The 22,966-nt window shown below is 59.0% G+C and carries 19 protein-coding genes and 3 pseudogenes; 2 read left to right on the top strand and 20 right to left on the bottom strand.

Features of this window, described 5'->3' with window-relative positions; all coding sequences use genetic code 11:
• Positions 1-68 precede the first annotated feature (68 nt).
• Positions 69-347: pseudogene (locus tag E3U47_RS01890) on the top strand (transposase domain-containing protein); the annotation flags it as partial.
• A 44-nt stretch (positions 348-391) separates the two neighbouring features.
• Positions 392-902, top strand: a pseudogene (locus tag E3U47_RS01895) (transposase); the annotation flags it as partial.
• A 411-nt stretch (positions 903-1,313) separates the two neighbouring features.
• Here E3U47_RS01895 and E3U47_RS01905 read toward each other — a convergent pair.
• From E3U47_RS01905 to E3U47_RS01995, 20 genes and pseudogenes are all read right to left on the bottom strand, one after another.
• Positions 1,314-1,838 (bottom strand): GNAT family N-acetyltransferase, encoded by a 525-nt coding sequence (locus E3U47_RS01905; protein ID WP_134689229.1) that lies wholly within the window; start codon positions 1,836-1,838, stop codon positions 1,314-1,316.
• Between the two features lie 106 nt (positions 1,839-1,944).
• Entirely contained in the window at positions 1,945-2,823 is an 879-nt protein-coding gene (rfbA, locus tag E3U47_RS01910) for a glucose-1-phosphate thymidylyltransferase RfbA (RefSeq protein ID WP_134689230.1), read from the bottom strand.
• A 4-nt stretch (positions 2,824-2,827) separates the two neighbouring features.
• Positions 2,828-3,724, bottom strand: coding sequence for a dTDP-4-dehydrorhamnose reductase (gene rfbD / locus E3U47_RS01915; protein ID WP_134689231.1), 897 nt, complete (start codon positions 3,722-3,724; stop codon positions 2,828-2,830).
• Positions 3,721-4,791, bottom strand: coding sequence for a dTDP-glucose 4,6-dehydratase (rfbB, locus tag E3U47_RS01920; RefSeq protein WP_134689232.1), 1,071 nt, complete (start codon positions 4,789-4,791; stop codon positions 3,721-3,723). The genes rfbD and rfbB overlap by 4 nt, the downstream gene beginning before the upstream one ends.
• Positions 4,792-4,901: 110 nt before the next feature.
• Positions 4,902-6,899, bottom strand: a complete 1,998-nt coding sequence (locus E3U47_RS01925) for a nucleoside-diphosphate sugar epimerase/dehydratase (protein WP_134689233.1) — start codon at positions 6,897-6,899, stop codon at positions 4,902-4,904.
• A 47-nt stretch (positions 6,900-6,946) separates the two neighbouring features.
• A complete protein-coding gene (locus E3U47_RS01930; RefSeq protein WP_134689234.1) occupies positions 6,947-7,969 on the bottom strand; it encodes a glycosyltransferase family 4 protein in 1,023 nt (340 codons plus the stop codon).
• The gene (locus E3U47_RS01935) at positions 7,966-8,934 is read right to left on the bottom strand and encodes an SDR family oxidoreductase (RefSeq protein ID WP_134689235.1); all 969 of its coding nucleotides are present in this window, start codon (positions 8,932-8,934) and stop codon (positions 7,966-7,968) included. The genes E3U47_RS01930 and E3U47_RS01935 overlap by 4 nt, the downstream gene beginning before the upstream one ends.
• Complete coding sequence (locus tag E3U47_RS01940; protein WP_134689236.1) at positions 8,931-9,842, bottom strand: glycosyltransferase; 912 nt, start codon at positions 9,840-9,842, stop codon at positions 8,931-8,933. Before E3U47_RS01940 ends, E3U47_RS01935 begins: the two co-directional genes overlap by 4 nt.
• Positions 9,843-9,968: 126 nt before the next feature.
• Positions 9,969-10,919: a glycosyltransferase family 2 protein gene (locus E3U47_RS01945; RefSeq protein WP_167659421.1), complete on the bottom strand. Its 951-nt coding sequence runs from the start codon at positions 10,917-10,919 to the stop codon at positions 9,969-9,971.
• Position 10,920: 1 nt separating this feature from the next.
• On the bottom strand, positions 10,921-11,979 hold the full coding sequence (locus E3U47_RS01950) for a glycosyltransferase family 4 protein (protein WP_134689238.1): 1,059 nt from the start codon (positions 11,977-11,979) through the stop codon (positions 10,921-10,923).
• 15 nt (positions 11,980-11,994) lie between these two features.
• Complete coding sequence (locus E3U47_RS01955; RefSeq protein WP_134689239.1) at positions 11,995-13,275, bottom strand: O-antigen translocase; 1,281 nt, start codon at positions 13,273-13,275, stop codon at positions 11,995-11,997.
• Positions 13,275-14,390 carry a DegT/DnrJ/EryC1/StrS aminotransferase family protein gene (locus E3U47_RS01960; RefSeq protein ID WP_134689240.1) on the bottom strand — a complete coding sequence of 372 codons (1,116 nt, stop codon included), beginning with the start codon at positions 14,388-14,390 and terminating at the stop codon, positions 13,275-13,277. Before E3U47_RS01960 ends, E3U47_RS01955 begins: the two co-directional genes overlap by 1 nt.
• 180 nt (positions 14,391-14,570) lie before the next feature.
• The gene (locus tag E3U47_RS25170; RefSeq protein WP_256660216.1) at positions 14,571-15,002 is read right to left on the bottom strand and encodes an FdtA/QdtA family cupin domain-containing protein; all 432 of its coding nucleotides are present in this window, start codon (positions 15,000-15,002) and stop codon (positions 14,571-14,573) included.
• Between the two features lie 9 nt (positions 15,003-15,011).
• Positions 15,012-15,551 (bottom strand): annotated as a pseudogene (rfbC, locus tag E3U47_RS25175) (dTDP-4-dehydrorhamnose 3,5-epimerase); the annotation flags it as partial.
• Between the two features lie 258 nt (positions 15,552-15,809).
• Positions 15,810-17,234, bottom strand: a complete 1,425-nt coding sequence (locus tag E3U47_RS01970; RefSeq protein ID WP_134689242.1) for an MBL fold metallo-hydrolase — start codon at positions 17,232-17,234, stop codon at positions 15,810-15,812.
• 100 nt (positions 17,235-17,334) lie between these two features.
• On the bottom strand, positions 17,335-17,598 hold the full coding sequence (locus E3U47_RS01975; protein WP_134689243.1) for a lipopolysaccharide assembly protein LapA domain-containing protein: 264 nt from the start codon (positions 17,596-17,598) through the stop codon (positions 17,335-17,337).
• A 20-nt stretch (positions 17,599-17,618) separates the two neighbouring features.
• Positions 17,619-17,918 (bottom strand): integration host factor subunit beta, encoded by a 300-nt coding sequence (ihfB, locus tag E3U47_RS01980; protein WP_134689244.1) that lies wholly within the window; start codon positions 17,916-17,918, stop codon positions 17,619-17,621.
• A 256-nt stretch (positions 17,919-18,174) separates the two neighbouring features.
• Positions 18,175-19,851: a 30S ribosomal protein S1 gene (gene rpsA / locus E3U47_RS01985; RefSeq protein ID WP_134689584.1), complete on the bottom strand. Its 1,677-nt coding sequence runs from the start codon at positions 19,849-19,851 to the stop codon at positions 18,175-18,177.
• Positions 19,852-19,974: 123 nt separating this feature from the next.
• Positions 19,975-20,661, bottom strand: coding sequence for a (d)CMP kinase (cmk, locus tag E3U47_RS01990; RefSeq protein ID WP_110992523.1), 687 nt, complete (start codon positions 20,659-20,661; stop codon positions 19,975-19,977).
• On the bottom strand, positions 20,658-22,865 hold the full coding sequence (locus tag E3U47_RS01995; RefSeq protein WP_256660217.1) for a bifunctional prephenate dehydrogenase/3-phosphoshikimate 1-carboxyvinyltransferase: 2,208 nt from the start codon (positions 22,863-22,865) through the stop codon (positions 20,658-20,660). The genes cmk and E3U47_RS01995 overlap by 4 nt, the downstream gene beginning before the upstream one ends.
• Positions 22,866-22,966 lie beyond the last annotated feature (101 nt).

The following is a 22,966-nucleotide window of genomic DNA, read 5'->3' on the forward strand; positions in this document are numbered from 1 at the left end:
GTTGATGTCGAAGTGCCAAATCAGGTCTGGTCAGGTCTGGTGTGGCGACATCACCTATGTCTGGGTAGCGTTATGTCGAGGCTGGGTATTTACCGATCGACAACAACCCGGCAGAGCGTGCAATAAAGCCATTCGTGATCGGCCGCAAAGCTTGGCTGTTCAGCGACACGCCCAAGGGTGTTGCCGCCAGTGCCGAGCTCTACAGCTTGGTCGAGACTGCCAAGATCAACGGCCAAGAGCCCTATACGTGGCTGCACCACGTACTGGAGCGGCTGCCGCATGCGCAGTCTGCGGCAGACTATGAAGCACTGTTGCCGTGGAACTGCTCACCGGAAATGCCACGGTAAACTGTGCCCCCATCTTGCGGAAGGTGGGGTTCATGGATCGCTTACAAACAGGACGCACTGACATCGCGTTGAACCTGATGAATAAGCTCTATAGCGTCGAGCGCGACTTGAAGGACAGTGACGACGAAGGTCGTAAGGCCGCCCGCATGGAGCGCATGCCTGCCATTGCTGACTCAGTTGAAAAACAGGGTAGAGAAAACGCAACCTCAGGTCACGACGCAGAATGCCTTGGGCAAGGCCATCGGCTACTTGGCCAGCAACTGGAGCAAATTGGAACGCTACATCGAACACGGCTACGTGCCGATCGACAACAACGCGGCCGAGCGTGCGATCCGCCCATTCGTCATCGGGAGAAAGAGCTGGTTGTTCAATGACACGTCCAAAGGTGCCACTGCCAGCGCACAACTTTACAGCTTGGTAGAAACGGCCAAAGCCAACGGCCAAGAACCCTATGCGTGGCTGCGCCACGCACTGGAACGCCTGCCGCAGGCGTCCTCAGTGGAAGACTACGAAGCGCTACTGCCGTGGAAATGCACATCTCAACTACATAGCTAAGCGCGCTGCCCATCATTGGTTAGGTGGGGTTTATGGAGCGCTTACGAATGAATCGTACCGCCTGCAAAACAGCACCCTGATGGCCAAGACCACGATCCAGACAAGGGAGCGTAGGCCGCGGGATATAGAGGAAGCGGAGGACGACCCGTTTTGACCTCGCCGGACTGGCCCCACTGAGTGCAGTGGTCAGCACTTTTACGATGCTGTCGACTGCTAGGCTTATCCACAATTGCCGGGATCAAAATCGGCAAGCAGCCCTGGGTCATTATTCAATCGGTAGGGTGAGTCAACTTTCAGTCCGCGCCGACACATTTCAGGGCTCGGGCGCTACATTACGCCCCACTAGAACAACCACAAAAACATAATGAACACGGAGCGCCCTGTCACCAACTCAGTGCCTGCTGAACAAGCTCAACCCCGTAGAAATCTCGAAAATCGATCCTTCGAAACTTCAACAGCTTCCTTTCGGATCTCAAAGTAAAGAAAACGCTGATCTTCACCAACTTGGACTGCACCCATTTTTTCGTGAAACGAAGCAACTTTTTCATTCCCCTTCATCACTTCGAAGTGAGAGGCAGAGCACTTCAGATTCTGAAAGCCAAAATCATAGACTAAAAACGCGCTCTCAATTGCTGCATACTTGGTTTTATTTTCATCAAGAATCCAGCTACCCCATGAAAAAGAATGCGCCTTAAAGTCATATAGTCGTACAGTCCCGCACCGGACCCCATCCAATCGCTCAATAATAAAATAGTACTGCCTTCCCGCTTGCTCTTCTGCCTTGTAGTTTCTTATCCATTGGCGCTGAGCTTCCACATCACTGCCCACTGCCGACAAATACTTATTGTACTTTTCATCCGTGCGCAACCCAACGACAAACACAGCATCGCTCTCGTCTATGAGTCGTAACCGTACCGTTTTAGCTGTTACTTCCACCCGCGCAAACTCCCTCAACGCTAATTGACCGCCATCGCATTATACGCCTTGGACACCGCAACCTGACTGCTCAATGGCAGGGAGCGCCAAGGCGTCCGTGCGTATATTATTCCTCGTCTTTCAAGACTCTCAGCAAATATTGGCCATAGCCATTCTTGGCCAAGGGCACTGCCAGTTTCTCCAACTGCTCCGCGCCGATCCACTGCATTCTGTAGGCCAGTTCTTCAGGACAGGCCACCTTGAGCCCTTGACGATGCTCGAGGGTTGCAATGAACTGACTGGCCTCCAGCAAGGACTCATGGGTACCGGTATCCAACCATGCATACCCTCGCCCCATGATTTCGACCGACAGGGTACCTTGTTCCAGATAGGTGCGATTGACATCGGTAATTTCAAGCTCGCCGCGAGGTGAAGGCTTGATTTGCTTGGCGATATCGACGATCTGGTTATCGTAGAAGTACAGACCGGTCACGGCATACTTGGACTTCGGCTGCTTGGGTTTCTCTTCCAGGCTAACCGCCTTGCCGGCCTTATCGAACTCGACCACACCATAGCGCTCAGGATCATGAACGTGGTAGGCGAACACGCTGGCCCCCTGTGGTCGCGCCATCGCACTATCCAAAAGCTTTTGGAAGTTATGGCCGTGATAGATATTGTCACCCAGCACCAAGGCAGAAGGATCGCTCCCAATGAACTGCTCGCCAATGAGGAACGCCTGGGCAAGACCATCTGGAGAGGCCTGTACCGCATATTGGATATTCAAGCCCCACTGACTACCGTCACCAAGAAGCTGTTCGAAGCGCGGGGTATCCTGAGGCGTGGAGATGATCAAGATATCGCGAATCCCCGCCAGCATCAGCGTGGTCAAGGGATAGTAGATCATCGGTTTATCGTAGACCGGTAGCAACTGCTTGGAAATCGCCAGCGTCGCTGGGTGCAGACGAGTACCGGAACCACCAGCCAGGATAATACCTTTACGTTTCATTTAATTACTTTCCTTGAATTTCAACCAGCATCCGGGCGACGCCCTGATGCCAATCTGGCAAGCTCAGCTCAAAGGCCCGCTGTAGTTTCTGGATATCGAGCCGTGAATTGGCCGGGCGCTTTGCTGGCGTAGGGTAGGCATCAGTGGTCAACGCCTTGACCTGTTCTGCGCGGACCTTCAGCTCCACCCCAAGCTCCGCCGCTTGCTCAAGGACATAACGCGCATAGCCACACCAGGTAGTCTCCCCTGCTGCCGCCAGATGATATAAACCGCACAGTTCAGAATTGCTGCGCACGGCACGAACTGCATGGGCAGTGACGTCGGCAATCAAATCAGCACCCGTTGGAGCGCCAACCTGATCGTCAATCACCGCGAGGCTGTCGCGCTCGGCAGCCAGACGCAGCATGGTCCGGGCAAAGTTACTGCCGCGAGCGGCATAGACCCAGCTGGTGCGCAAGATCAGATATGCACAGCCGCTGGCCTGGATTGCCTGCTCACCCGCCAGCTTGCTTTGCCCATAGACATTCAATGGCGCAACCGCCAGGTCTTCCCGCCACGCCGTGACGCCGCTGCCGGGAAATACATAGTCGGTGGAATAGTGCACCAAAAGCGCCCCGCAGGCCTTCGCGGCCCTCGCCAGCACTTCCACTGCCTGTGCGTTGATCAAGTGCGCTCGCTCAGGTTCGGACTCAGCTTTATCCACGGCAGTGTAGGCCGCCGCGTTGACAATAACGTCGGGAGCGATGCTCGCAACAGTCTTGGCCAAGCCCTCGAGGTTTGCGAGATCGCCACAAAACGCCTCGCTACGCGCATTGAGTGCCACCACCTGCCCTAGTGGCGCGAGACTGCGTTGCAGCTCCCAGCCCACCTGGCCATCCTTCCCTAAAAGGAGGATTTTCATGCCGTACGATCCGCGTAGTTCTGCTCGACCCAGTCTCTATAAGCACCAGACTGGACGTTTTGCACCCACTCTTGGTTATCCAGATACCACTCGACCGTTTTACGAATACCCGTTTCGAACGTCTCGGCAGGCTTCCATCCCAGCTCGCGCTCGAGCTTGCGGGCATCAATGGCGTAGCGGCGGTCATGACCTGGACGGTCCGTGACATAAGCCACCTGCTCACTGTAGGATTTGCCATCGACACGCGGGCGCATTTCATCCAGCAACGTGCAGATACGCTGGACGATGTCCAGGTTTGGCTTCTCGTTCCAGCCGCCGACGTTGTACACCTCGCCAACCCGCCCAGCCTCGAGCACACGGCGGATGGCACTGCAGTGATCCTTGACGTACAGCCAGTCGCGAATCTGTTGGCCGTCTCCGTAGACAGGCAGGGCTTTCCCCGCTAGGGCATTGACGATCATCAGCGGGATCAGTTTTTCCGGGAAGTGATACGGTCCATAGTTGTTGGAGCAGTTGGTGGTCAACACCGGCAGGCCGTAAGTATGGTGGTACGAGCGCACCAGATGGTCGCTGGCCGCCTTGCTGGCCGAGTATGGGCTGTTTGGCTGGTACTGGTGGGTTTCAGTGAACGCGGGCTCGTCAGCGGCCAGAGAGCCATACACCTCATCGGTGGAAACATGCAGGAAGCGGAAACCCTGGCGCGCCTCTTCACCCAGCGTCCCCCAGTAAGCCCGTACGGCTTCGAGCAGGCGGAAGGTCCCCATGACATTGGTTTCGACGAAAGCCTCAGGACCGTGAATCGATCGGTCGACGTGGGATTCGGCTGCGAAATTGATGACAGCCCGAGGCTTGTGCTCTTCCAGCAAGCGCCCCACCAGCTCCGCATCTCCGATATCACCGTGCACGAACACATGACGTTTATCATCTTTCAGGCTGGCCAACGTCTGCAGGTTACCCGCGTAGGTTAGCTTGTCGAGATTGATGACAGTCTCGTCTCCAGCGGCAAGCCAATCCAATACGAAGTTCGCACCGATGAAACCAGCGCCACCTGTAACCAATATAGTCATATGTCTGTTTTTCCGATATTTGAACTCGAACCTGACAAGGTTCGAGCTTCGTAAACCAGCGTCATTCTTTCAAGAATGTCGCGTTTTTAATCACACTCTGCTGCCAGGCACTACAATTCATGGCGCCGGCGCTGGTACAACCAGTCGACAATCTCTTCAGTAGGGGTGTACCCGCTGACGGTATCCCTGAGCAGCTGCCGGACCGTGGGATACTCATCAGTGGCGATAGCAGCCAGCAATGCCTCAAGGCGACGCTTGAGCACCTCCCAAGGCAGGCAATCCTCATTGGCGCTCATGATCATCGGATGCCGGGTGCCCAGCACATTGTCCCCGATCAGCAGCTCTTCATAGAGCTTCTCGCCAGGCCGTAAACCGCTGAACTCGATGGCGATATCCCCATGCGGGTTACGCTCTGAGCGCACGCTCAAGCCGGAGAGATGAATCATCTTTTCCGCCAACTCGACGATCTTCACCGGCTCGCCCATGTCCAGCACGAACACATCACCGCCCTGCCCCATGGAGCCCGCCTGGATCACCAACTGCGCCGCCTCGGGGATGGTCATGAAGTAACGGGTGATCTTCGGGTGGGTGACGGTCAGGGGCCCACCCGCCTTGATCTGCGCATGGAACAATGGGATCACCGAACCGGAAGAACCCAGCACATTGCCGAACCGCACCATGGTGAAGCGGGTCTTGTTAACTTGGGCAACATTGCCGACATCGCCCATGAGCGTCGGCGCACGCTCGTTGCTCAAGGCCTGCAGTACCATCTCGGCCAGGCGCTTGGTGCTGCCCATGACGTTGGTCGGACGCACGGCCTTGTCGGTGGAAATCAATACGAAATTGGCCACCTGGGCCTGCAACGCAGCCTGGGCCGTATAGAGCGTGCCGATGACGTTGTTCTGCACCCCTTCGGCAATGTTGTGCTCGACCATGGGCACATGCTTGTAGGCCGCGGCGTGATAGACGGTATCCACCTTCCAGGCCTGCATGATGTCCAGCAGCTTGCGCTGGTCACGCACCGAACCCAGGATAGGCAGCAACTGCACGCCAAGCTGGTCCTGGGCGATGCGTTCTTCCAGCTCCTTGGCGATGCTGTACAGGTTGAACTCGCTGTGTTCGTACAACAACAACGTGCGTGGCCGCTGACCGACGATCTGCCGGCACAGCTCCGAGCCGATCGAGCCACCGGCGCCGGTCACCATCACCGTGTTCCCGGCAATGCAGCGCGCCAGCAGGTCCTGCTGGGCGGGCACGGCATCGCGCCCTAACAAATCGGCGATATCCACTTCCTGGATATCATCCACCTTGACTCTGCCGCTCGCGAGGTCCATGAAGCCTGGCACGCTGCGCACATGCAGCGGGTAGCCTTCAAGCAGGTTGAGAATTTCGCGGCGTCGGCTGCGGCTGGCCGAGGGCAGCGCCAGGAGGATTTCCTCGGCCCCGGTGGCGTCGATCATGCGCTGCAGATTCTTGGGAGCATAGACCTGCAACCCCGCGATCATCCGGTTGGTCAGGCTGGCATCGTCATCGATGAACGCTACCGGGCGCATGGCCTTGCCCATGCGCAGGGCGGCCATCAGCTGGTTACCTGCCGCGCCAGCGCCATAGATAGCGACCCGCGTGGATGCCTCGCCCTGGTTGAAGCGCCCTCCCTGGGTAGCTGCGCTGTTGAACCAGTCGCCCAGGAAATATTGGCGCATCAGCAAGCGCAACCCGCCGAGCATGATCATGCTCAGCCACCAATAGTTGAAGGTGATCGAGCGGGGCACCACATTGTCTTTGTTGCCCACCCAATAGATGAGTAGCCCCAATACCAGCGCCGACAGCGTGACCGCCTTGATGATGGTGATCAACGCGTCATTACCGAAATAACGCAGTACCGCCCGGTACATGCCTACCCGGATGAACAACGGAATGGCCACCAGCGGCGCGCAGATGAACAGCCATGAGTGATCACGCAGCGGGTCGATCACATCATCGATACCCAGCCGCACCAGGAATGCCAGCCACAGCGCGACCCACACCAGCACCACATCCGCCGCGACCTGCAGCAGACGCTTGTGCCGCCGTGACAATCCCAGCAATCGAGCGCGCAGCTTATCCATAAAACCCCTGCAAGCGTTATCCGACACTAAACCATTCCCTATTCATCTCACTTTGCCGGATGCTCGAGCGCACCGGCGCGCCAACGCGCCGCCAACAACACCAGCGGCAGGTAGGCAATCACCACGCCCAACACACCATCGAGGCCCAGCAGTGCCACGCACAATGCCACTGGCAGCAGCCAAGCCACATTGATCGCCATCACCGCCAGCGTCACGGGCAAGTGCCGCCCATAGTGGCGCGAAGCGAACTGGTAGCCGTGACTACGGTGCGCTTCGTATACCTTGTCGCCGCGCAACAAGCGACGCAACAGGGTGAACGTGGCGTCTACCACGAACACGCCCAGCAAGATCAGCCAGCACCAGAATAGCTGTGGCGAATGCCAGGCCGCCTGCAGCGACAGGCCCGCCAGGACGATACCGAGAAAACCGCTGCCGGCATCGCCCATGAAGATCTTCGCCGGCGGGAAGTTCCAGAACAGGAAACCCGCCGTGGCCGCAGCCAGCAACAGGGGCAAGGTCATCAGCTCGGGCGTGCCGGTCAGCATCGCGATCACGGCCATGCCGACGCCGACGCTGATGGCCTCCAGGCTGGCGATGCCATCGATACCGTCCATGAAATTGTAGAGGTTAAGCATCCACACGCTGTACAACGCTGCCAGGAGGTAACCGAACCACTGCAAGTCCAGGTGCATGCCCGCGAACTCCAGGGGGGCCAGCCCATCGAGCCAGAACAGCATCCAGGCCGCGGCGGCGAAATGGCCAAGCAGGCGCCAACGCGCAGCAATATGGCCATGGTCGTCCATAAAACCGATTACCGCCACCAACGCGCCAGCGCCGCCGATACCCATCAGCACAGCAGGCGGCGCCCAACCGAGCACAGCCAACACCGGCAAGGATGCAAGGAAGGTCACCACGATCGCTACGCCGCCGCCGCGGGGCGTGGGGACGGTATGCGAACTGCGCGCATTGGGTACATCGATGATCTGCCGGCCCAAGGCGTAACGACGCAGAACTGCTGTCAGTAGCAGAGAGGCCCCGAGAGCCAAAGGAAGCAACCACCATCCTGTCATTGTTCACGCTCTTTCAAAAAATGTTCGGCTGTCGCCTTGAATGCCTGTGCGACGCTGACCGGTGGCGTCCAGCCCAACAGCTCGCGGGTCTTGTCGATATCCACCTGCAGCGAGCCGCATAGACGCTGGGCCAGGGCGCCCTTGCCGAGCAAGATGGCAGTGCCACGCAGCCAGGCCGCCGGCACCGGCAGCAACCGCGCGGGCTTGCCCAGTGCCACGCCAAGACCAGCCAGCAACTGGGTCGTGGAGAGGTCTTGCCCGTCGCTGACCAGGAAGGTCTGGTTGGCGGCGGCTGGGTGATCGACACAGGTCACCAACAGGTCGACCAGGTTGTCCAGCGCCACCAGGCTACGCGCATTGTGGATAGCGCCAAAGGGCAGCGGCACACCCTTGCCAAGCCAGCCGAGCATGCTGCGGAAATTGGCTTTGACCCCAGGGCCATACACCAACGGCGGGCGCACGATGACCACTTCCAGCGAGCAGTCGCGGGCCAGTTGGCGCAGCGCCGCTTCAGCCTCGTGCTTGGAGATGCCATAAGGGTCCTGCGCGGCGGGTTGTTCATCGGCGGTGAACGGCCGGCGGCCATCGGTGGTTTCACCATTGACCTTGACGGAACTGACGAAGATAAACCGCTTCACCCCGGCCCGTGCTGCCGCGCGGGCGAGATTGAGAGTGCCCTCGACATTGACTTTGCGAAACTCAGCCAGAGGATCCTGGGCAGTCTCGTTCATCACATGTACCCGCGAGGCAAGATGGATGACGCTATCGATGCCAGCGAACACTGCCGGTTCCGAGGCAATCGCGCACAGGTCATCGATCAGACGGTACTCGATATCCGGATGTTCGCCATCGGGAATGCGCCGTACCAGCGCCCGCAGCGGTGCTTTGCCTTCGAGCTGCAGTCGACGCATGAGTGCACTACCAACGAAACCAGTAGCACCAGTGATCAGAAGCCCTGCGCTCATTTGCCCGCCCCAACCATCGCCAGTGCCAGGTAAAACACAGCGAAAGACAGCTGGTCCCTGGGCCTGCGTCGGCACTGCCTGCCCTTGCACGCCAGCCTCAACAGCGCGCCGCGATCCAAGCGCCGCCATTGTTTGACAAAAGGATCGTCAGCCAACCCGACCAGCCGGGCGATCAGACGTGACTGCCCCAACCACCAGCCATTGAGCACCTTGGCCAGGCGCGTCTTGTAAGCACTGATTCCGCTGTTTACACCAACCTGGTTGCTGGCATGTTGTCGGTAGCGCATGAGCGGCTGGTCGTCTATATGCCAGCGAAAGCCATTTGCCCTGGCGAAGGCATAGATGTACCAGTCATGCAGGCTGACCCGATGCAAGTCTTCGCCTTGGCTGCGCAGGTTCGCCTGCAACGCTTTCATCAGGTCGCGATCAAGCAGGTAAGTGCAGCCAGGCCCGGCTGCCTCGAATAAATGGTCGTGGGCGACTTGAGGCTGCGACTTCCTGACAATCCGCTCGCGGCCATCAGGCCAGAATGCCAGAACGTCCGATGAAAAACCGTGAACGGGCTGTTGCTGTAAAACCTCACAGCCGCGCGCCAGCTTGCCATCAAGCCAGATATCATCCTGGTCGGCCAAGGCGAAGAAATCATGATCGTCTGCTGCCGCGGCCTCGATCAACCTGAAGAAATTCGGGGCCGCGCCACCAAAACGCAAACCGTGAGGCAGCACCTTGACGCGCGGCTCGGTCCGCGCGAGCTCGTCGACCCAGGCTTCGGTGCCATCGCTGGAGCAATCGACACTGACCAGCAAGGTCACTGACACGCCGCGCTGCTCGAGGATGGAGCGCACCTGTTCCTCGATGAATGCGCGGCCATTATAGGCGGCGAGCAGGACTAGACATCTCGGTGTCATTGCGATTCACGCCCCCGTTCAGGAGCCCCTTCTAGCAGTCGGTTCAACATTACCTATCCACAACACTTGGAAATGACTTATCTGCAGAGCACAGCCGCAGGATCATGACAGCCGCCATTTTCGGCATCACTGGAAGCGCCCTTTACCCATGCGCTTTCGCACCCCATCCGCCACCGCACCGAGCAACAGGCGCAGGGCAGAAGCACGCTTGGCTGAATACCACGAATAGCAACCCAGGTAATAAGGGACCTTGAATACCAGTTGCAGCCTTGTCGAAACCGAGAGCGAGCTCCATAAAGCCAGAAACACGGCGTTGCGCACGATGAAGTAGTTCCTGAAGTCCGAGTGCAGCAACACGCGCCGCCCCAGCAGGGTGACGAACTCATCACCGATACTGTGTTTCATCGTCACCGACGGGACAAGGTAACACCCATAGCCTGCCAGCGCGGCCCGTTCGCCCCACTCGATATCGACGAAGTCGATGAACAGATTGTCCTGCATGCCGCCAATGCGTTCGAGCACCGACAGGCGGATCAGCGAACCCGAGGCGATGATATAGGTGGAACGTACTGGCTCCATCGCGGCAAGGTCGATTGCTGTCTTGCGCGGGCCAAACAGGCCAGACACGATGGCTGGAGCCGGGTCACCTGTCTTGTCATCGACGAAAACCGGCCCGACTGCTGCAACCTCGTTACCGGCCTCAATCAGACGCGCTTCATGCTGCAAAAGCCGCGACACGGTTTCAGGCTCGAGTTCGCTGTCCTGATCCATCAGCAACACATGGCTCAAACCGTCATGCCTGGCCAAGTCGATGCCACGATTATGGGCAGTCGCGATCCCGAGGTTGTCGTTCAAGGGGTGGTAGCTAACGCCGGAAGCGTCCAGGAGCACTCCGTAATCGTCGCGTCGCCCGCCCGGGGTGTTGTCGATGACATACACCACTTCGACCTGCCCAACGACACTCGTGATAAGCCGTTTCAACAGACCAAGATCAGGTCGATACAGCACCACGACAGCGCCAACACCCCGGACGGCGGCTTGGTCACGCGGTTCGCTGACTAGTTGCACCATACTCATGTCAGGCCGCCTCAGCAAAATAAGAGAGCATTTTTCGCGAGATCCGGGCCCAGTCATACTCGACGACCACTTCTGCGGCGCGCGCCCTCATCGTCTGTCGCTGGGCTGGCTGCATATCGAGGTAACACTCGAGGCCCGCGACGATGACATCGGTATTCACCTGCTGCACGCAGATCGCAGCGCCTTCACGCGCCGGGCCGTAATTGGAAATCACCACACAACCGCTGGCCATGGCCTCAAGGCATGGGTAGTGAAAGCCACCATCCTGCAAAAGCCCTGTGGCAACAAAGACATCGGCCTGCCGATAGAACGACGCCAATGCCTGGTCGCCATGGGGCTGGGAAAGCCGCACGAACCCATGCGACGCCAGATCGATCCCGTCAGGCAGTTCGAACGCGATATTCAGCACCAGATTGCGACCCGTCGCCTGCCGCACGCGCTGCACCGCATCGATGATTTCCCGGGTGCCCTTCCAGGCGAGCTTGCGCCCAATGCAACCGACCACAATCTCATCCTTGGCAGCTTGACGTGGCTGATGCACATACACCCCAAGATCAATACCAGGCTCAACGACGCGATCGGCCTTGAGCAACTTGTAGTTGCGGTATATCGCGCCGTTGACCACCTTGTGCACAGGCAGGAAATAACTGAAGCCGGCAAGTGCCCGCGAAATCAAAGCCCCAGGCGTGCGCCCTGGGAAAAACTCCGGCTCGTAGGCCTGGATGTAGTACCAGGCTTTGCCGGTGCCCAGGGCTCCCAACCAGATGGGAAAGGCTGTCAGGCAGAAATTGGCAAGGAACACGTCGAAACGCCGACGATTGCGCAGCACGAAGTACAGCATGCCCAGCAGATTGAACAACCCACGTAACACCGGCACGTTGGGGCATGGGCTGCGGTACGTCTCGATCTTCGCCCGGGTCGGGTAATAAGGCTCGTTGATGGCCTGCGAGGCGAAAAACACCACCTCGTGCCCTTGCGCAAGAAAATCATCGGCCAAGCGGGACAACACCCGCATACCACCGGCGGCCGAAAAGCCCAATACAGGTATCGCTACTTTCATGATGCGTTCCAATACTCAGGCCTGACCGTCAACAGGTTTCGTTCGGTGCGACGCCCTGAGCACGAATGCGACGCTCACCACCATGAAGACCCAGTAGATCAGGTAGTTCAATGCATAGGCCTTGACTACCCCCTGCAAGCCATCACTACCCGTAAACCAGACGGTCAGCCCGTAAAAAAGTGCAGCGAAAATAATCTCGCTGACGATATAAAGCTTGAACATCGCCTTGCCCAGCATGACGAAAGCGAAAAGCCAACTGCCAATTTTCAATACATCGCCCAGCAACTGCCAGGCGAACAAATCACGCATCGGCAGGAAGTCCGGCGTGAACAGCACATGGATGATGAAATCGCGCAGCACATAGACAATCAGTGAACCCACTGCCGCCACAGGAAGGATCAGCGCATAACCGCTGCGGATCTCACCGAAGATCGCCCGCGCGCCCTTCAACTCCGACAAGCGTGGCAAATAATAGACGCTCAAGGTCATGGTGACGATCATCAGGTAGGCACTGCTCAAGCGCCACATGGCCTCCCAGTAACCGGCCGCATCGATGCCAAAACGGTGGGTCAGGTGGTTTCGAATCAACACCTGGGCAACCGGAAGGCAGATTGCCGTGGTCACGGCCATGGCTGCGAACTTGGACAGGTCGAGCAGGATTGCCGGCTGCCAGCGACCGAACAGCAGGTGCATCGTAAACCAGGAGGCTCTCCGACAGACAACGACAGTAGCGAAGAAAATCACCGCCTGACCAATACCGATAGACAACAACGCTCCATACAAGCCGAACTGAAAGGCCAGCCAACTGGTCAGTAGCAGCGAAATCAAACTACCGGCGATGTTGGCAATGACATAACGCCCCACCTCCTTGCGGCCATTGAGAATGGCCAGCAAAAGCGCATTGAGGGTGAAGAACAGCAGCGAACAGGCCACGGCGATGAACACACCGTAGAAGCCCTCATCGTGCAGAAAATACGCCGCCAATTGCCGGCTGAACACACCCACCAACAACGCGGTAAGCAAAGAGCCCGACGCAGCCAATGCCGTGGCCGACTGCCAGACCTTTGACTGCCTTTGCGGGTCGTCGGCGTACTCTGCCGTGTACTTGGTAACGCCGGTATTTACCGCCCCGCTCGACAGCGTGGTGATCATCGTCAGCGCATTCTGCAACTGGCCAATGGCAGCGTAGCCGGACGGCCCAACATACACAGCCAGTACTTTGTTCAGGACGAACATGCTGAGCGTCTTCACCAACACGGCAATGCCGTTCAGCAGACTGGTCCGGACCAATGACATCAGCCACTTACCACCGGCCGAAACGCATTGCAGGCCGCAATGACGCTGTCAACCTCCCGCTCGGTAAGCGTCGGCCCCATCGGCAGGCTCAACACCTCTTCATGCAAACGCTCGGTGAGCTCAAACGACAAAGCGTTGAGTTCCGGATAGGCCGCTTGCCGATGCGGCGGAATCGGGTAGTGGATCAAGGTCTGCACGCCCTGCTTGGCCAGGTGCTCTTGCAGCGCCGCGCGCTGGGCTGTGCGTACCACGAAAAGATGCCAGACATGCTGTCCGGGCTGACCTGCGTCCGGCAGAAGGATATGGGCGTTATCAATACCTGAAAGATAGCGCTGGGCAACCGCTTGCCGCTGCTCGGTCTCTTTGTCCAGGTAAGGCAGCTTGACTCGCAGCATCGCGGCCTGCATCTCATCCAGACGACTGTTCACGCCTTGATGGATATTCTGATACTTGGCGTGCGAACCATAGTTGCGCAACGCCTTCAAGGTCGTGGCAAGCGCTTCGTCATTGGTGGTCACCGCGCCAGCATCACCCAAGGCGCCAAAGTTCTTGCCTGGATAGAAGCTGAACCCGGAAGCATCACCCCAGGCCCCCGAACGTCGGCCCTGCAACTGGGCACCATGGGATTGAGCGGAGTCCTCCAGTACCAGCAGGCTGTGCTCCTGCGCGAACCGCATGATCGGCGCCATATCAACCAGGCGACCATAGAGGTGAACCGGCAAAATCACACGGGTTCGTGGCGTCAAAGACTTGCGCAGGCCATCGACATCGATATTGAGGCTGCGCTCATCAGGTTCGACCAAAACCGGAACCAGATCATTCTCGGTAATTGCCAGGATACTGGCGATATAGGTGTTGGCCGGCACCAGCACTTCATCCCCCGCCGACAGCTTGCCCATCACCTTCCAGGCACGCAGGGTCAGACTCAGGGCATCCAGGCCGTTGGCCACGCCTATGCAGTGCGTCGTGCCACAGTGCTGGGCGAATGCCGACTCGAATTGGGCCAGTTGCTCACCCATGATGTACCAACCGGAATCGATGACATCGGTGCACGCCTTGATCAGGGCCTCTCGGTACTGAGCGTTGATCGCATGGAGATCAAGAAACTTAATCATATTAAACTTACCTTCGTGGCGAGCATTTGCATGACACGCATTAAAACCTTATTTGAGCTACTGTTTACTCAGGAAGTGGCTGAGTGCAAAAATCTCAGCGTCTGCACAACGCAGTTGGAGCACTCCGCAAACAGAAAGTAATAAACGATTGTTTCATGAGCCGCGCCACGCCTTAAAAAATCAGAACTTCTGAACTAACGCCTTGAAGTGCGCATAATCGCGAATGTAATCATTTTCATCGTAATAGGAATCCGCAAGCACAAGCAGCACGCAGTCGACGCTGAAATCATGCATTTCATGCCAGACCATGGGTGGGATATAGATACCCTTGTCGGCGGCATCCAGCCAGTGTTCCGTCCGAGTGACCCCATCATCCATCAGCATACGACAACGGCCTGACACGCATACCGCCAATTGCTTTAACTGATGATGGGCATGGAACCCTCGCGATACTCCTGGCTTGGTATCGGTTAGATAATAGGCACGCTGGATGCCAAAGGGCACGTTGTCGTGCCCCTGCAACGCAACCAATGAACCACGCTCATCGCCTTTCCTAACAAACTGGAACAGCTCGGAATGTGGCGGAAGCGACGGTGTGCCAAATACGCTCATGAGCTGTGTATAGCTCGGCGCCTGCCGATCCTTTTCACTGACCGTCAGACCTTCCTGGACAGGCCAGACAATCGCCAGGTCCGGATCATCCCAACGGATGCTACCTTCGCTTTCCTTGTGATAGATATCGGTGGTCTGATAAAGGAAATGCGTATTGTCCTCCAGCGCCACAAAGCCATGAGCAAACCCTTCGGGAATCCACAACATGTGGTTGTTTCGGGCATTGAGCTCTACACCCACCCACTGCCCTGCCGTTGGCGATCCCGGGCGAATGTCGACGGCAACGTCGAACGCCGCACCTTGGGTCACCCTCACCAGCTTGCCCTGGGCATGGGGCCCATGCTGAAAATGCAAGCCTCGAAGGACACCTTTTTTCGAGACAGAATGGTTACCCTGAACAAAGGGCCGCGGAACAGGCAAACCTAACTTGCCAAGCTCCGCATGGAAGCGCGGTTCATTGAAAGACTCCATGAACCACCCCCGATCATCGGCGTACACCACGGGCTCGATCAATACGACATCGGGAATGGACAACTGAGTTAACTTCATGAGCAGCCTATTACTGTGGAGTGGCTACAGCACATTCAATCCAACATTCAGCGCTCATCCGAGCCGCCGATCACCGGGCTTGACCTGTACTGCAGCGATTCAGCCATGCGGAACTGGCCATCCACCACACCTAGCTGGAACATTCAGCCCGGAGCGTGAAATGCGCCATTCGAAAGGGCGCTATTTAAGCACAGTTAGGCCGAACTGTGCTTGCCGACACGCGCGAAACGGCAGCCCCGAATGCTGTGCGCAGCCCCACTAACCAATCGACACCAGCATCCCCGCGTCTTGCGCCCGTCGCTCCAGCACCCCGGCCAAGGCCAGCTTGGCCCCCTGCTCGCCATGCACCAGCACCACCCGCCTCGCCGGCTGCTCGCGACATAGCGCGAACCTGACCAGCCCCTCTTGGTCCGCATACCCCGAATACCCCTCGAGCGTCACCACCTTCGCCCGAATGTCATACATCCGCCCATCCAGGTCGATCTGGACAAAGCCTTCAGCCCCTTCACTGGCCTGAATCACCGCACCAGGCGTGCCCTTGGCCTGATAGCCCACGAACAGCACCTCATGCCGAGGATCGCCGAGCATCGCCTTGAGATAATTGACGATTCGTCCACCGGAGCACATGCCATTGCCGGCAATCACGATAGCCGGGCGCCCGGTGCTTTTCAGGTAGTTCACCACCTGCTGGTGGCGCGCATGGCTATCGATGCTGACCAGTTGGCGAAAGCCCAGCGGATCGCGCCCTCGAGCCACTCGATCCCTGGCCTCCTGGCGCCAGTACTGATGTAAATCCCGGTACACGTCGGTGATACGCCTGGCCAATGGCGAATCAAGGATGATCGGCAACCGCGACCAGTCAGGGAAGTCACCTCGCGCCTTGTCGGCCGGCTGGTTCAGCAAGGCTTTGTGATAAAGAATATCTTCGATCTCGCACAACAGCTCCTGGGTACGCCCCAGGCTGAATGCAGGAATCAAAATCGTCCCCTCGTCGGCAAGGGCGCGCTCAATGACCTGCTCGAGCCGCTGACGACGCTGACTGCGGTCGGCATGCAGACGATCGCCATAGGTGCTCTCCAGCACCAGCAGGTCGGCGCGCTCCGGCGGCACCACTGGGCGCAACAGGGGATTCTGCGCCGCCCCAAGATCACCGGAGAACACGATGCGCAGAGCACTCTCGGCGCCCTTCACATCACATTCGACATAGGCGGAACCGAGCAGGTGCCCCGCACGCTGCAGCCGTATTGCACAGCGTAGCGAAGGCTCGTCGATCAGCACCTGCCAGTGATCGAATGGCAATGGGACGATACGCTGCCGCACAAATGCCACATAGCGGGCAACCTCGGCAGGCTCGCTACTGATCGCGAGCCGATAGGCATCTTCAAGCACCAGCGGCAACAATTGCGCCGAAGGCTCGCTGCAGTAGATCGGGCCACGAAAGCCCGCCGCGAACAGCGCAGGAATGCGCCCGACATGGTCCAGATGTACATGGGTAACGATGAGCGCTTGAACGCCCGCGACGTCGAAATCAATCGCCGCGGACACCGAGCCCGCCCCGTCAGCCATGCCCTGTTCCAGGCCACAGTCGATCAATAGACTGGTCGCGGGATCAAGATGCAGCTGGTGACACGAGCCGGTGACACCACGGCTGCCGCCATGATGAGAAAGGAAGGGGTAGGTCATTGCGCCAAAGCCTTGAGTCAGGGGAAAGAGCGCCTTATTAAGTCACCCCCTCAACCACCAACACAGCGCGCAAAGCCCACACCTGGAGTGAGAAACGTCCTTAATGTCCGGCCAAGGCATCCTTGCGGGCACTGGCGCGAATCTTGCGCTTGCCGCGCATCAGGCCATACGCCCCCAACAGTGGGCCTACCGCCAAGCCCAGTACCAGCGCCGCGAGCACCAGCACCGCCAGCGGTACCGCCGGGGCCGACCAGCCAAACAACACCAGGGAAACGGCCTGTTGATTTTCCAGGACGAAGAACAGCACTACTGCCGCCAACAGCAGCACGAACAGCGCCAGCAAGGCGCGCTTGAGGTTACGCATCGGATCGCTCCTTGAATGACTCAGCCAGGCTCATGCTCTTCTTCTTCATTGACCCGGTCGCGCAATTCCTTGCCGGGCTTGAAGTGAGGGACATACTTGCCTTCGAGGCTGACAGACTGACCCGTCTTAGGGTTGCGCCCTACGCGTGGAGCACGGTAGTGCAGCGAAAAACTGCCAAAGCCGCGGATCTCGATACGATCCCCGGTCGCCAGGCATTGCGACATCTGCTCAAGCATGGTCTTGATGGCCAACTCCACGTCCTTGGACGAGAGCAGCCCCTGATGGGTGACAATACGTTCGATCAGCTCCGACTTCGTCATATTTTTCCCTTCGTTATCAAGCAGCTAGATCATTGCTTAATCAGTTTGTAGCACGCCCCGAGGCGTTTGAACAGGGTGGTTCTTGACTTAATAAAAAAATTCAAGAACGCACTGTGACAGGCGCCCCTAGCATCGAGCCCAAGTCATACCCAGCAATCACCGAGCCCCCACGCCCACACCACAGAACGCCGGACAAAAACGCAGGCCAAAAAAAAGGGCGACCCGAGGGTCGCCCTTTTTACCGATCAAACAGAACTCAGTTCTGCTTGGCCATTGCTTCGCGCAGCAGCGCAGCCATGGTGGTATCGGCAGCCGCTTCCGGAGCGTTTTTCAGGCTCTGGATGGCTTCGCGCTCTTCAGCATCGTCCTTCGACTTGATGGACAGGCTGATGACGCGGGACTTGCGGTCGACGCTGATGATCTTGGCTTCGATCTCTTCGCCTTCCTTCAGCACGTTACGGGCGTCTTCAACGCGGTCACGGCTGATTTCGGAAGCCTTCAGAGTAGCCTCGATGTCGTCGGCCAAGGTCACGATAGCGCCCTTGGCGTCAACTTCCTTGACGATACCTTTGACGATAGCGCCCTTGTCGTTGATCGAAACGAAGTTGGAGAACGGATCGTCTTCCAGCTGTTTGATGCCCAGGGAGATGCGCTCGCGCTCTGGGTCAACCGACAGGATGACGGTTTCCAGCTCGTCGCCCTTCTTGAAGCGACGCACGGCTTCTTCGCCAGCTTCGTTCCAGGAAATGTCGGACAGGTGAACCAGACCGTCGATGCCGCCGTCCAGGCCGATGAAGATACCGAAGTCGGTGATCGACTTGATGGTACCGGTGATCTTGTCACCCTTGTTGAACTGGCCGGAGAAGTCTTCCCATGGGTTGGACTTGCACTGCTTGATGCCCAGGGAGATACGACGACGCTCTTCGTCGATGTCCAGAACCATGACTTCCACTTCGTCGCCAACCTGAACGACTTTCGACGGGTGGATGTTCTTGTTGGTCCAGTCCATTTCGGAGACGTGTACCAGGCCTTCAACGCCTTCTTCCAGCTCAGCGAAGCAGCCATAGTCGGTCAGGTTGGTGACACGAGCCATGACGCGGGTGCTTTCTGGGTAACGGGCTTTGATAGCAACCCATGGGTCTTCGCCCAGTTGCTTCAGACCCAGCGAAACGCGGTTGCGCTCGCGATCGTACTTCAGGACCTTGACGTCGATCTCGTCGCCAACGTTGACGATTTCGGACGGGTGCTTGATACGCTTCCAGGCCATGTCGGTGATGTGCAGCAGACCATCGACGCCGCCCAGGTCAACGAACGCACCGTAGTCGGTGAGGTTCTTGACGATACCTTTGACCTGCTGGCCTTCCTGCAGCGATTCCAGCAGAGCTTCGCGCTCGGCGCTGTTTTCGGCTTCCAGGACGCTGCGACGGGAAACGACAACGTTGTTGCGCTTCTGGTCCAGCTTGATGACCTTGAATTCCAGCTCTTTGCCTTCGAGGTGGGTGGTGTCGCGCACTGGGCGGACATCAACCAGGGAGCCCGGCAGGAACGCACGGATGCCGTTAACGTCGACAGTGAAGCCGCCTTTAACCTTACCGTTGATAACGCCCTTGACCACTTCTTCAGCAGCGAAAGCAGCTTCCAGAACAATCCAGCACTCGGCGCGCTTGGCTTTTTCACGGGACAGCTTGGTTTCGCCGAAGCCGTCTTCGACCGCGTCCAGCGCAACGTGAACTTCGTCACCGACCTTGATGGTCAGTTCGCCAGTTTCGTTGTAGAACTGCTCGAGCGGGATGACACCCTCGGACTTCAGGCCAGCGTGTACGGTAACCCAGTCGCCGTCGATGTCGACAACGATACCGGTGATGATTGCACCCGGCTGAAGATTGAGGGTTTTCAGGCTTTCTTCAAAGAGTTCTGCAAAGCTTTCGCTCATTTTAATTCCTGTAGATTCGGGCGAAAAAAACGCCCATAGCCACATTCCAGACAATGTGGGTTTCGTTAAGTTAAGAAGCGCTGGCAGGACGTTGACTGGTGCCCCTGCCGACCCTCCTCTCCATCAGACCAAGTCGCGCAGGGCGAGCTCGCTTCTGATGCGTTGCAGCACCTGCTCGATGGACAACTCCGTGGAATCCAGCTGAATTGCATCGGCCGCCGGCTTGAGCGGGGCCACTGCACGCTGGGTGTCGCGCTCATCACGCGCACGGATCTCATCTAGCAGACTCGACAGACTAACATCTTCGCCCTTGCCCTTCAACTGCAGGTAACGGCGACGAGCACGCTCCTCGGCACTGGCGGTGAGGAACACCTTGAGCGGCGCATCCGGAAACACCACCGTACCCATGTCACGGCCATCGGCGATCAGCCCGGGCGCCTCGCGGAAAGCCCGCTGGCGCTGCAGCAGCGCCTCGCGCACCGCCGGCAGCGAGGCGACCATCGAGGCGCCGGCACCAACGGTCTCGGTGCGGATGACGTTGCTGACATCCTCACCCTCGAGAATGATCTGTTGCAGCTTGCCCGGCTCGGCGGCGATGAACTGCACGTCCAGGTGGGCCGCCAGCGCCTTGAGCAGCTCTTCGTTGGTCAGGTCGACACCGTGGTTGCTGGCATTGAATGCCAGCAGGCGATACAACGCGCCGGAGTCGAGCAGACGCCAGCCCAGCTCCCGGGCCAGCAGCCCTGCGACCGTACCCTTGCCCGAGCCGCTTGGCCCGTCGATGGTGATGACCGGTGCTTGCGAATTCACGACTTACCCTCTTCGGCGACGCGGATGCCGACTTCCTTGCACAGGGCCAGGAAGTTGGGGAAGGAGGTCGCAACGTTGGCGCAGTCATGAATCACGATCGGCGCGCTGGCGCGCAGCGAGGCGATGCTGAAGGCCATGGCGATGCGATGGTCGCCGTGACCGTGCACTTCGCCGCCACCGATCTGGCCGCCATCGATGATGATGCCGTCCGGGGTCGGCTCGCACTTTACGCCCAGGGCAATCAGGCCGTCGGCCATCACCTGGATACGGTCGGACTCCTTGACTCGCAGCTCTTCGGCGCCACGCAGCACGGTGCGACCTTCGGCGCAGGCCGCGGCGACGAACAGCACCGGGAACTCGTCGATGGCCAGCGGCACCAGGTGCTCGGGGATATCGATACCCTTGAGCTTGGCGCCGCGCACACGCAGGTCGGCCACTGGCTCGCCACCGACTTCACGCTGGTTTTCCAGGGTAATGTCGCCGCCCATCAGGCGCAGGATGTCGATGACCCCGGTGCGGGTCGGGTTGATGCCGACGTGCTCGAGCACCAGTTCGGAACCCTCGGCGATCGAAGCCGCCACCAGGAAGAACGCCGCGGAGGAAATATCCGCCGGCACCTCGATGCGGGTCGCGGTGAGCTTGCCACCCGACTGCAGCGAGGCGACCGGACCATTGGAGGCGACCGAGTAGCCAAAACCACGCAGCATGCGCTCGGTATGATCACGGGTCGGTGCTGGCTCGGTGACGGTGGTGGTGCCTTCGGCATACAAGCCAGCCAGCAGCAGGCAGGATTTGACCTGGGCACTGGCCATCGGCAGCGTGTAGTTCAGCGCCTTGAGCTTGTGGCCGCCACGAATGGTCAGCGGCGGACGACCCTCAGGACCGGTCTCGACCACCGCTCCCATTTCGCGCAGCGGATTTGCAACGCGGTTCATCGGGCGCTTGGACAGCGAGGCATCGCCGGTCATGGTGGTGTCGAACGACTGCGCCGCCAGCAGGCCGGACAGCAGACGCATCGAAGTGCCGGAATTGCCGACGTACAGCGGCCCGGGCGGTGGCTTCAGGCCGTGCAGGCCAACGCCATGGATGGTCACCCGACCATGGTGCGGGCCTTCGATGACCACGCCCATGTCACGGAACGCCTGCAGGGTGGCCAGGGCATCTTCGCCCTCGAGGAAGCCTTCGACCTCGGTGGTACCCTCGGCCAGCGAGCCGAGCATGATCGAGCGGTGGGAAATGGATTTGTCGCCCGGTACGCGGATCCGTCCGGACACGCGGCCACCCGGTTGGGCCAGGAAAATCAGATCGTTGGCGTTCATAGCGTCCACATAGGCCCGGCGGGCCAGGATTTTACTGAAATGCTCGCGGGCAACCCGGGCGCGGGTGAACACGCCCAGCAGTTGGTGCCCGTCCCCAGCATCGACCGCGTCGCGCAAGGCGTCGAGGTCGCTGCGAAATGTATCGAGTGTGCGCAGGACCGCTTCCCGGTTGGCGAGGAAGATGTCGTGCCACATGATCGGGTCGCTGCCGGCGATTCTTGTGAAATCGCGAAAGCCCCCCGCAGCGTACCGGAAGATCTCCAGGTTTTCATTGCGCTTGGCCAGCGAGTCGACCAGGCCAAAGGCCAGCAAGTGCGGCAGGTGGCTGGTGGCGGCCAGGACTTCGTCATGGCGCTCCACCGGCATGTGCTCGACATCGGCGCCCAGCGCGCGCCAGAGGCGGTCGACCAGCAGCAGCGCTTGCGGGTCGGTTTCCGGCAGCGGCGTGAGGATCACCTTGTGCCGACGGAACAGCGCGGCGTTGGAAGCCTCCACGCCACTCTGCTCGGAACCGGCGATCGGGTGCCCCGGCACAAAGCGCGGCAGGCGCGCGGCGAACGTTTCGCGCGCCGCGCGCACGACGTTGCCCTTGGCGCTACCCACATCGGTGATCACCGCATCGCCCAGGTCGAGCTGGGCCAGGCGTGCCAGGACTTTCTCCATGGCCAGGATCGGCACCGCCAACTGGATGACATCGGCGCCAACACAGGCGGCGGCCAGGTCGGCCTCGCAGCGATCGACCACGCCCAGCACCACCGCCTGCTTGCGCGACTCGGCATCCAGATCGACCCCCACCACTTCGCGGCACAGGCCGCTTTCACGCAAGCCCTTGGCGAAGGAGCCGCCGATCAGACCGAGGCCGACCACGACCAGGCGACCGACAATCGGTGCGGATTTGTTTGTTACAGCATCAACCACGAGTGCAAACCCTGTTCAGAAATCTAGGCAATCTGCGAGACCCATTGGGGCTGCGTTGCAGCCCCGGC

Origin of the sequence: Pseudomonas sp. RIT623, from assembly GCF_004519305.1 — a bacterium.
GTDB lineage: Bacteria > Pseudomonadota > Gammaproteobacteria > Pseudomonadales > Pseudomonadaceae > Aquipseudomonas.